The sequence below is a fragment of the Pseudomonas sp. P116 genome, from assembly GCF_020149425.1.
Taxonomy (GTDB): Bacteria; Pseudomonadota; Gammaproteobacteria; order Pseudomonadales; family Pseudomonadaceae; genus Aquipseudomonas; species Aquipseudomonas anatoliensis.
Genome location: NZ_JACVHB010000001.1, coordinates 371,408 through 383,756, shown reverse-complemented (window position 1 = coordinate 383,756; position 12,349 = coordinate 371,408). Strand labels below are relative to the sequence as shown.

Annotated in this window: 1 protein-coding gene; it reads left to right on the top strand. The window is 62.4% G+C overall.

Features of this window, described 5'->3' with window-relative positions; genetic code table 11:
* Window positions 1–12: 12 nt before the first annotated feature.
* Complete coding sequence (locus ICA15_RS02020) at window positions 13–12,339, top strand: non-ribosomal peptide synthase/polyketide synthase (RefSeq protein WP_210555569.1); 12,327 nt, start codon at window positions 13–15, stop codon at window positions 12,337–12,339.
* The last annotated feature ends 10 nt before the right edge of the window (window positions 12,340–12,349 follow it).

Sequence of the window (12,349 nt, the reverse complement as noted above, 5' to 3'; positions counted from 1 at the left end):
AGGGAAAAACGCGTGCAAGAGTTAATCGAGTCGGTAGGACAACTTTCGGCTAAGCAAAGAAAGGCTCTGGCGGTTCTGCTCAAGCAGAAAGGCGTCAACCTCTTTGACATTGCCCCGGTTTTCAAGCGCACGGCTGAAGAGCCGCTGTTGCTGTCCTACGCTCAGCAACGCCAGTGGTTTCTCTGGCAGTGGGCGCCGCACAGCGCGGCCTACAACATTCCGACGGCCCTGCGTTTGCAGGGGCCGCTGGATGTGAGTGCGCTGGAGCGCAGCGTCCAGGCGCTGATCGAACGACACGAAACCTTGCGCACGGTGTTCACTCAGGAAACCGGGCAACCCTTGCAAAGGGTCCTGCCCGCAGGACCCTTTGCACTGGAGATCCATCAACTGAGCGCTGCGCTGGCGAACGACCCTGAGGCTTCAATTCAGGCGTTCGTGCAGACCCAGAGCCAGAAAACTTTCGACCTGGAGCACGGCCCGCTGTTGCGCGCGGCCTTGCTGCAAGTCACCCCGCATGATCATGTACTGGTGCTGACCCTGCACCACATCGTGTCCGATGGCTGGTCGCTGCAAGTGATGATCGAAGAGCTGGTGCAGCTTTACGCTGGCTTCAATCTCGGTCACGACGCCGGTCTGCCGGCCTTGCCGATTCAATACGCCGACTACGCCTTGTGGCAGCGGCAGTGGATGGAGGCCGGGGAGCAGGAGCGGCAACTGGCGTACTGGCAGGAGAAGCTGGGCGGCGAGCAACCGGTGCTGGAACTGCCGATGGATCGCCCGCGCTCCATCGAGCAAAGCTTCGCCGGCGCCAGCCATAACCTGATTCTCGACCCGACGCTGAGCAACGCGCTCAAGGCCTTTGCGCGCAAGGAAAACGTCACGCTGTTCGTCTTGCTGCTGGCCTCGTTCCAGGCTTTGTTGCACCGTTACAGCGGGCAGCCCGACATTCGTGTCGGTGTGCCGGTGGCCAACCGTGGGCGGGTCGAAATCGAGCGTCTGATCGGCTTCTTCGTCAACACTCAGGTGCTCAAGGCCGACATCGACGGGCAACTGCCGTTTGTCGATCTGCTGCGTCAGGTCAAGCAAACCGCACAAGAAGCGCAAGCCCATCAGGATTTGCCGTTCGAGCAACTGGTAGAAGCGCTGGAGCCGGGCCGCAGCTTGAGCCACAGTCCTTTGTTCCAGGTGATGTTCAACCACCAGGCCGAACGCCGCGCGAGCGTCGAGACGCGTCTGAACGGCCTGAGCATCGAGCCACTGGAATGGCAGAGCCAGACCGCGCAATTCGACCTGACCCTCAACACCACCGAACAGGCGCATGGCATCGAAGCCGTGCTCAAGTACGCCACCGATCTGTTCGACGCGGCAACCATCGAGCGTCTGGCGCAACACTGGACCGTACTGTTGCAGGCCATCGTCGCCGAGCCGACGCAGCGCATCGGCCAGTTGCCGATACTCGATGGCAGCCAGCAGCAACAATTGCTCGCACAGTGGAACCCGGCGTTGGTCGAGCAAACGGTCGAGCAATGCATTCACCAAACCATCGAAGCCCAGGCCGAACGTCATCCCGATGCGGTGGCCGTAACCTGCGACGGGCAACGCCTGACCTACGCAGAACTCAATCGCCGCGCCAACCAGTGGGCGCATGTGCTGATCGCGCGTGGCGTCGGCCCGGACGTGCGCGTCGGTGTCGCCGTTGAGCGTTCGCTGGACATGATCGTCGCCATCCTCGCGGTGCTCAAGGCTGGTGGCGCCTATGTGCCGCTGGACCCGGGTTACCCGGATGATCGCCTGAGCCACATGATCGAAGACAGCGGCATCGAGTTGCTGCTGACCCAAGAGCATCTGCTGGCGCAATTGCCGGTTCCGCAGGGGCTGGCGTGCCTCGATCTGAATCAAACGCCAGAACATGGCAACGACACCAATCCGGTGTGCCTGACTACGCCGGATAATCTGGCCTACGTCATTTACACCTCCGGCTCCACCGGCAAACCGAAAGGCGCGCTGCTGCCGCACAGCAACGTCATGCGCCTGTTCAGCGCCACCGAACACTGGTTCGATTTCGGTCCACAGGACAGCTGGACACTGTTCCATTCCTACGCCTTCGATTTCTCGGTGTGGGAGATCTTCGGTGCGCTGCTCTATGGCGGCAAACTGGTGGTGGTGCCCCACGACGTCAGCCGCTCCCCGGAGGATTTCTACACCCTGCTGTGCGACGAAAATGTCACCGTCCTGAACCAGACGCCGTCGGCGTTCAAGCCGTTGATGCAGGTGGCCAGCGAGTCGACACGCGATAACGCGCTGCGTTATGTGGTGTTCGGTGGCGAGGCACTGGAAGTGCAGAGCCTGCGTCCGTGGTTCGAGCGTTTCGGCGACTGTGCCCCCACGCTGATCAACATGTACGGCATCACCGAAACCACCGTGCACGTGACTTACCGGCCGTTGTCGCTGGCCGACTTGCAGCATAGCCACAGCAGCCCGATCGGCGAGCCGATTGTCGACCTGTCGTGGTACTTGCTCGACAACTCGCTGAACCTGGTGCCGCAAGGCTGCATCGGCGAGTTGTACATCGCCGGCGCCGGTCTGGCCCGTGGTTACCTGAATCAGGCGGGAATGACTGCTACGCGGTTCGTGCCGGATCCTTTCAATCCGCAGGCGGGAGAGCGTCTGTATCGCACCGGTGACCTCGCGCGGTTGCGCGGCGACGGTGTGATCGAATACATCGGCCGTATCGACCATCAGGTGAAGATCCGCGGCTTTCGTATCGAACTCGGGGAAATCGAAGCGCAACTGCTCAAGCACCCCGAAGTGCGCGAGGCGGTGGTGCAGGCGGTCGATGGCCTCAGCGGTCAGCAACTGGCGACCTGGATCGTCGCCAACGAGGCGCTGGACGCCGAAGGGCAGGGCGCGCTGCGCGAATCGATCAAGGTTCACCTGCGCCAATCCCTGCCGGATTACATGGTTCCGGTCAGTTGGGCGTTCCTTGAACGTCTGCCGCTGACGGCCAATGGCAAACTCGATCGCAAGCAACTGCCACAGCCCGACGTCGCCCAGGTGCAGGAAGCGTACGCGGCACCGCGCAACGAACTGGAACAGCGTCTGGCCGAGATCTGGCAGGACGTGTTGAAGGTCGAGCGGGTCGGCCTCAACGACAACTTCTTTGAGCTGGGCGGCGACTCGATCATTTCGATTCAGGTGGTCAGCCGCGCCCGTCAGGCGGGCATTCGCTTCACCCCCAAGGACATCTTCCAGCACCAGACCGTGCAGCGTCTGGCCACCGTCGCGCAACAAAGCGATGCGGTGCAGACCCAGCAGGGCGAGGTGCTGGGCGACGCGGTCCTGACGCCGATCCAGCATTACTTCTTCAACAGCGACATCCCGGCGCGGCATCACTGGAACCAGTCGATCCTGCTGACCCCGGCCACCGCGCTGCAAGCGGCACCGCTTGCGCAGGCGTTGCAGCATCTGCAACGGCACCATGACGCCCTGCGCCTGCGTTATCGCCAATCCAGCGATGGCTGGCAACAGAGCCATGCGCCTGCGGAGCAAGCGCAAGCGTTGCTGCGCACCTTTACGCTGGACGACAGCGCGGCATTGCCGGCCTTGTGCCTGGACTTGCAACGCAGCCTCGATTTGCTCGATGGCCCGCTGATTCGCGCGGCGCTGGTCGATTTGCCGGACGCCAGCCAGCGCTTGCTGCTGGTGATCCATCACCTGGTGGTCGATGGTGTGTCGTGGCGGATCCTGCTGGAAGATCTGCAAACCGCGTATCAACAACTGAGCACCGAGCAAGCCGTGCGTCTGCCGGCCAAGACCAGCGCGTTCAAGGAGTGGGGCAAGCGTCTGCAGGAGCATGCCCGCAGCGCTGAGCTGGAAAGCGAACTGGATTACTGGCGCGGGCAGCTGCGCGATGTGTCGGTCGAACTGCCGCTGGACAACCCGCAGGGCCAGTTGAGCAACCGTTTCGAACGCAGTGTCGATACGCGTCTGGACGCCGAACGCACCCGTCAGTTGCTGCAACAGGCGCCAGCGGTTTATCGCACCCAGGTCAACGACTTGTTGCTGACCGCGCTCGCCCGGGTCTTGTGCCAGTGGACCCACACCGACAGCGCACTGGTGCAGCTTGAGGGGCACGGTCGTGAAGACCTGTTCGACGACGTCGACCTGAGCCGCACGGTGGGTTGGTTCACCAGCATGTTCCCGGTGCGCCTGACCCCCGACGTCAATCTCGAAGCGTCGATCAAGGGCATCAAGGAGCAACTGCGCTCGATCCCCAATAAAGGCATCGGCTATGGCTTGCTCCGTCACTTGGGCAGCCCCGCGGCGCAAGCTTCCCTGAACCCATTGGCGCAACCGAAGGTGACGTTCAACTACCTCGGCCAGTTCGACAACAACTTCGACGCCGACGCCCTGTGGGTGCCGGCCACCGAAGACAAGGGCGCCGGCCAGGACGAAAACGCGCCGATGGCCAACTGGCTGACCATCGACGGCCGGGTCTATCAGGGCCAACTGAGCCTGACCTGGACCTACAGCAGCGATGTTTTTGAAGAGGCCACCATCAACGCGCTGGCCCGCGCGTATGAAGTGGCGCTGGGCGAGTTGATCGACCATTGCCTGAGCCACCCGAGCGGTGGTTTGACGCCGTCCGACGTGCCACTGGCGGGGTTGTCCCAAGCGCATCTGGACAGCCTGCCGATCGCTGCTCAGCGCATCGAGGACATTTATCCGCTGGCGCCAATGCAGCAGGGCATTCTGTTCCACAGCCTGTACGACGCCGATGCCAGCGCCTATGTCTATCAGATGCTGCTGGACATCGACGGCCTCGACGTGGCGCGCTTCCAGCAAGCCTGGCAGCGCGTAGTAGATCGCCATGAAGTGCTGCGCGCCGGTTTCATCTGGGGCCGCGACGGCCTCGATGCGCCGCTGCAAGTGATCAACCGGCAGTTGACCCTGGAAATGCCGGAAGTCGATGTGCGCGGTGTGACGGATCTGCCGGCCGTGCTCGAAGCGCGGGCGCAGGCCGACCGTGAGCGCGGTTTCGATCTGCAGAACCCGCCCCTGTTGCGCCTGTGCCTGCTACGTACTGCCGATGACCGTCATCGTCTGATTTTCACCTGCCACCACATCCTCATGGATGGCTGGAGCAACTCGCGGATGTTCGGCGAGGTATTGCAGGATTACGCCGGTCACCCGGTGCCGAGTGCACAGGGTCGTTACCGCGACTTCCTGGTCTGGCTGCAAGGTCAGGACAAGGCCGGCGCAGAGGATTTCTGGCGCGGGCAACTGGCTGAACTGGACGAGCCGACCCGTTTGGCCTCGGCCTGCCATGGGCGTACCGTGCCGGGGCCGGGCAAGCAAATGCATCGTCTGCATTTCGACGAAGTCTTTACTCAGCGCCTGAACAGTTTCTCCCGTCAGCAGCAAGTGACCCTCAACAGCCTGGTGCAAGCGGCGTGGTTGCTGGTGCTGCAACGCTACACCGGCCAGGCCACCGTTGCGTTTGGCGCAACCGTGTCCGGGCGCCCGGTTGATTTGCCGGGCATCGAGCAGCAACTGGGTCTTTTCATCAACACCTTGCCGGTGATCGCCAGCCCGCAGGCCACGGTCAGCGTCGGCGACTGGGTGCGCAGTGTGCAGGACAAGAACCTGTTGCTGCGTGACTTCGAGCAGACGCCGTTGCAGGACATCCAGCGTCTGGCGCAACTGAGCGGCGAAGCGCTGTTCGACACTTTGCTGGTGTTTGAAAACTATCCGGTGTCCGAAGCATTGGAAGCCAATCCCGGTGGCCTGCGTTTCGCAGGTTTAGAACACCGCGAGCAAACCAACTACGGCCTGACCTTGATCGCCGGGGCCAGCGACGTGTTGAATCTGGACTTCAATTACCTCACCGAGCACTTCGCCGAGTGCAGCGTGCAGGGGCTGGCGGCGCATATGCAAGAAGTGCTGCGTCAGTTCCTTGAGGCGCCGCAACGGCTGTTGGGCGAGATCGGCCTGCTGTCGGTCGCTGAACGCCAGACACTGGCGCAGTGGAACGACAATCACGCCACGTATCCGGCTGAACGTCTGATCCCGCAAAGCTTCGAAGCCCGCGTGCAAATGCATCCGCACGCACAGGCCCTGAGTCACGCCGGCGTGGCCCTGAGCTACGCCGAACTCAATCAGCGCGCTAACCAGTTGGCGCGTCATCTGCAGGTGCTCGGGGTCGGCCCCGAAATCCGCGTGGGCGTGGTGATGCCGCGTTCGGCGGAGCTGGTGATCGCCTTGATGGCGGTGCTCAAGGCCGGTGGCACCTATGTGCCGCTGGACCCGGATTATCCAGCCGATCGCGTGGCTTACATGCTCGAGGACAGCCAGGCAAAAGTCCTGCTGACGCAACAGCCGCTGCTGGCGCAATTGCCGCAGACCGACGCCGAAGTGGTACTGGTCGAGGCGGGCGGTCAGGCGTTTGCCGAGTTGTCTTCGGACAATCTGCCGGCGCAGGGCGACTCCGCCAATCTGGCGTACGTGATCTACACCTCCGGTTCCACCGGCAAACCGAAAGGCGTGGCCATCGCTCATCGCAATGTGCAGGCGCTGATTCACTGGTCCGCCGATGTCTACAGCGAAGACGATCTGCAAGGTGTACTGGCCTCGACGTCGGTGTGTTTCGACCTGTCGGTGTGGGAGATTTTCGTCACCCTGGCGCGTGGCGGTTCGATCGTCATGGCGCGTAATGCGCTGGAGCTACCGGACTTGCCGGAGCGTGATCAGGTACGCCTGATCAACACCGTGCCGTCGGCGATTGCCGCACTGCAACGCATCGGGCAGATTCCGCAGGGCGTGCGCATCATCAACCTTGCTGGCGAGCCGCTGAAGCAGAGTCTGGTCGATACCCTTTACCGCGAAACCTCGGTGGCTCACGTCTACGACCTGTACGGGCCTTCGGAAGACACGACCTATTCGACCTGGACTCGCCGCGCACTCGGTGGTCAGGCGAACATCGGTCGGCCGTTGGTCAACACCACGGCGTATATGCTCGACGGCCAATTGCAGCCAGCGCCGATTGGAGTGGCGGCCGAGCTGTATCTGGCTGGCGATGGCATCACCCGTGGCTACCTGTTCCGCCCTGGCCTGACCGCCGAACGTTTCGTGCCGAACCCGCTTTCGAACACCGGCGAGCGCATGTATCGCACTGGCGACCTGACCCGCTTCACTGACGACGGCCGTATCGAATATGTCGGGCGCATCGACCATCAGGTGAAGGTGCGCGGGTTCCGCATCGAACTGGGTGAAATCGAAGCGCGTTTGCTGGCCCACAACAGAGTGCGCGACGGCGTGGTGCTGGCCGTGGATGGCCCGAGCGGTCAGCAACTGGTCGCGTACGTGGTACCGAGCGACAGCAGCCTGAGCCTCGAAGAGCAGGACGCTCTGAGCCAGGCGTTGCAGGACGTGCTCAAGGCGCATCTGCCGGATTACATGGTGCCGGCGCAGTGGCTGTTCCTCGAGCAGTTGCCGCTGACCCCGAACGGTAAACTCGACCGCAAGGCCTTACCGGCACCGGACGCCAGCCAGTCGCAGCGCGATTACGTGGCGCCGTCGACGCCGCTGGAGCAACAACTGGCTGAAGTCTGGCAGGACATTCTCAAAATCGAACGCGTCGGCGTCACCGACAACTTCTTTGCCTTGGGCGGCGATTCGATCATCTCGATTCAGCTGGTCAGCCGCGCGCGTCAGCAGGGGATTCGTTTCACCCCGAAAGATTTGTTCCAGCAGCAGACCGTGCAGAAACTCGCCACGGTGGTCTCGGTCGATCACGCCGACTCCGTCAGCGACACCCCGGCGGACTATCCGTTGGCCCAACTGGATCAAGCGCAGCTCGATGCATTGCCGATGCCGGCTGACATGATCGAGGACGTCTACCCGCTGTCGCCGATGCAGGAAGGCATGCTGTTCCACACGCTGTCGGATAACGGCAGCAGCCTTTACATGCAACAGGTCAGCCTGCCGATCAAGGGCCTGGACGTGGAGCGTTTCCGCAAGGCCTGGGAATTCGTGATTGTCCGCCAGGCCATTCTGCGCACCAGTTTCCATTGGCAGGATGGCTTGAGCAAACCGTTACAGGTGGTGCATCGCCACGCGCCGTTGCAAATGCAGGTGCTTGACTGGCGCGAACGCGACTTCAGCGAAGCGGCTATCGCCGAGTTCGCCAGCGATGACCGCGCCCTGGGCTTCGACCTGGCCGATGCGCGCTTGCAACGGATCACCCTGCTGCGCCTGAGCGACGATCAGTATCAAATGATTTGGACCAGCCACCACATCCTGATGGATGGCTGGAGCAGCTCGCGCCTGTTCGGCGAAGTGCTGCAGTATTACGCCAAGGGCGAAATCACCGGCGAGAACGGTCGTTACCGCGACTTCATCGCCTGGTTGCAGGCGCAGGATCAGGACGCTCAGGAGCTGTTCTGGAAGGCGCGTCTGGCCGTGGTCAACGAGCCGACGGCCCTGAGCCAGGCGATGCATCCGCGCCACAGCGTCGATGTCGCCGGCCACGATGCGATCTATTCCAATTGGGACAAAGCGCAAACCGCGGGCCTGTTGCAGTTCTGCCGCGATCTGCGCATCACCCCCAACACGCTGATTCAGGGCGCATGGCTGCTGCTGCTGCAGCGCTACACCGGCCAGCAGACGGTGACCTTCGGTGCCACAGTGTCGGGACGTCCGGAAAGCCTGGCGAATGTCGGCAACATGCTGGGTCTGTTCATCAACACCTTGCCGATCATTCAGACGCCGCAAGCGGATCAGCGTCTGGCGGACTGGCTGGGCGAAGTGCAGGCCTACAACCTCGACATTCGCGATTATTCCCAGGCGCCGCTGGCCGATGTACAACGCTGGTCCAACCTCGGTGGGCAGGCGCTGTTCGACAGCATCGTAGTGTTCGAAAACTTCCCGATCGACGACCGTTTGCAGGAAGAAAACGACACCGACCTGACCTTCGGCAAATCCATCGGCCATGGCGTGACCAACGTGCCGATGGACCTCGCGGTGATGCTCGGCGACGAGTTGTCGATCGAATACCTGTATCTGCGCAGCCACTTCAGTGCCGACGCCGTTGTCGGTATTCGCCAGACCATGGAGAACACGATTGCCGCGATGTTGGCGGCACCGTACGAGCGCCTCGGCAACTTGCAGCGCCTGAGCAACGAGCAATGGCAAGCAGCACAGGCCTGGAGCGCCGAACCGGCTCACTCGCATCAAACGGCTCTGTTGCCGGAACTGATCAGCCGTCACGCGCAACAGCAGCCGCAGGCGATTGCCTTGCAATGCGCGGGGATGAGCCTGAGCTACGGCGAACTCGAACAGCGGGCCAATCGTCTGGCTAACTGTCTGATCGAACACGGTGCCGGGCCGGAAGTAGTGATCGGCGTGGCCTTGCCGCGTTCGCTGGAGATGGTGGTGAGCTTCCTCGCCGTCCTCAAGAGCGGTGCGGCGTACGTGCCGCTGGATATTGAGTATCCGCCGGAGCGTCTGGCATACATGATCGAAGATTCGGGCATGGCACTGCTGCTGACCCAGAGCAGCCTGCGCGCGACGCTGCCGGCGCCGGAAGGTCTGCTGCGCCTGGAAATCGATCACCTCGACGAGAGCCGCTACGCCGAACACGTTCCCGACTGCCGCGTTCACGAGCAGGGTCTGGCGTATCTGGTCTACACCTCCGGTTCCACCGGGCGTCCAAAAGGCGTCGCGGTCACCCAAGGCCCGCTGAGCATGCACTGTCAGGCGATTGCCGAACTGTACGAAATGGACGCCAGCAGTTGCGAGCTGCACTTCATGTCGTTCGCCTTCGACGGCGCCCATGAGCGCTGGCTGAGCACCTTGTACAGTGGTGGTCGCCTGGTGATCCGTGACGGTTGCCTGTGGACGCCGGAGGAGACCTATCAGGCGCTGCACGATTACGGCATCACCATCGCCTGCTTCCCGCCGGCCTACCTCAAACAACTGGCTGAATATGCGGCGGCCAGCGGCATTGCGCCGCCGCCCGTGCGGATCTATTGCTTCGGCGGCGATGCGGTGCCGGATCAGACTTTCGAGCAGGTCAAGGCTGCGCTGCGTCCCGAGTACTTCACCAACGGCTACGGCCCGACCGAAACCGTGGTCACGCCGATGCTCTGGAAAGTCCCGGTCAGCCAGCATTGCGAAGCGGCCTATGCACCGATCGGCCGCGCCGTCGGCGCGCGTTCGTTGTACGTGCTGGACGAGGATTTGAACCCGTTGCCGCCCGGTTTTGCCGGTGAGCTGTACATCGGCGGGTACGGTGTCGCCCGGGGTTATCACGGGCGTGCGGACCTGACCTGCGAGCGCTTTGTACCGAACCCGTTCGCGGCGGGCGAGCGCTTGTATCGCAGCGGCGATCTGGTGCGTTTGCGTACCGACGGTGTGGTCGATTACGTCGGCCGTATCGACCATCAGGTCAAGGTGCGCGGCTTCCGCATCGAACTGGGCGAAGTCGAAGCCAGTCTGCGCCAATTGCCATCGGTCACCGATGCACTGGTGATCGCCCGTGACAATGCCTCTGGCAAGCAACTGATCGGTTATGTGGTCACCGCAACTGGCGAAGACATCGGCGATGAACTCAAGGCTGGCCTGCGTGCTTCGTTACCGGAATACATGGTGCCGGCGCAGATCGTCTGCCTGGATGCTTTCCCCGTCACGCCAAATGGCAAGCTCGATCGCAAGGCGTTGCCGGAACCGGAATTCAAAACCGAGGAATACATCGCGCCGCGCAACGAGCAGGAAAGCTTGCTCGCGGACATCTGGGCGCAGGTGCTGCAGGTCGAGCAGGTGGGTATCAGCGATAACTTCTTCGAACTGGGCGGCGACTCGATTCTGAGTTTGCAGGTGATCTCCCGCGTCAGAAACCACCCGACGTTGCAGATGGATCTCAAGCTGCGCGACCTGATGCGTTATCAGACCATCGCCGGCATCGTCGAGCAGGAAGTGGCGAAGGAGGGCACGGCCCAGCCACAGACGGACATCACGCAAGTGGCCACCGAGGGGCTGTTCAATCTCTTGCCGATTCAGGAGTGGTTCTTTGCCGAAGGCATGGCCGAGGCGCATCACTACAATCAGTCGCTGCTGCTGAGCGCGCGCCAGCCGCTGGATCTGGACGCACTGGAGCAAGCACTGAGCTGGGTCGAGCAACATCACGACTCGTTGCGTCTGCGTTTCAGCCACGAAGGCGGACGCTGGTTGCAACGCTACTGTGACCTCAACGAACAGGGCGAAGTGTTGCTCTGGCGTCGCGAAGCGGACAACAGCGAGCAGGTCGAAGCGCTGGCCAACCTCGCCCAGCGCAGCCTGAAACTCGACGACGGGCCGGTCTGGCGGGTGATGCACGTCGCCTTGCCCGATGGCCAGGCGCGATTGCTGGTGGTGATTCATCACTTGGTGGTCGACACCGTGTCCTGGCGGATTCTGCTCGACGATTTGAAAGTGGCCTACGAGGCGTGCGTGCAGGGGCAGGAGCCGAAACTGCCGATTCGCACCAGCAGTTATCGTTCGTTCGCCGAGGCGTTACAGACCCAGGCGCCGGTGATCGCCGAGCAGGAACTGTCGTATTGGCTGGAGCAACTGGATCAGCCGGGCGTCGATCTGCCGTGCGACAACCCGCGCGGCAAAAACCTCGTGCGCCAACAAGCGCAGGCGCGGCTCAAACTGTCACGCGAACACACCGAACAACTGCTCAAACAAGCCCCGGCGGTGTACGGCACGCAGATCAACGATCTGCTGCTGTCGGCACTCAGTCGCGCGCTGTGCCGCTGGAGTCAACAACCGTCGGCGCTGGTCCTGCTCGAAGGCCATGGTCGCGAAGACCTGTTCGAGACCATTGATCTGAGCCGCAGTCTGGGCTGGTTCACCAGCATGTTCCCGGTGCGTTTGCGTCCAGACAGCGATGACATTGGCCGTTCGATCGTCAACGTGCAGGCGCAATTGGCAGCGGTGCCGCAGAAGGGCATCGGCTACGGCGTGTTGCGCCATCTGGCGGGGGCCGAGGTATCCCGGCAACTGGACGAGCTGCCGCAAGCGCGGGTCACGTTCAACTACCTGGGCCAGTTCGACCAGAGCTTCGACGAGCAGGCGTTGCTGGTGCCGGCGCTGGAAGAAACCGGTGACAACTACAGCCTCAAAGCCAACCTGGGCAACTGGCTGGAAATTGTCGGCCAGGTCTATGACGGTCAGTTGGCCATGCGCTGCATCTACAGCAGCCAGCGGTATCGCGCCGGCACCATGGATGCCTTGATGAACGATTTCCAGCGTGAGCTGGAGGCGTTGGTCGAGCATTGCATGGCACGCGTGGGCTGATCGGCAATTG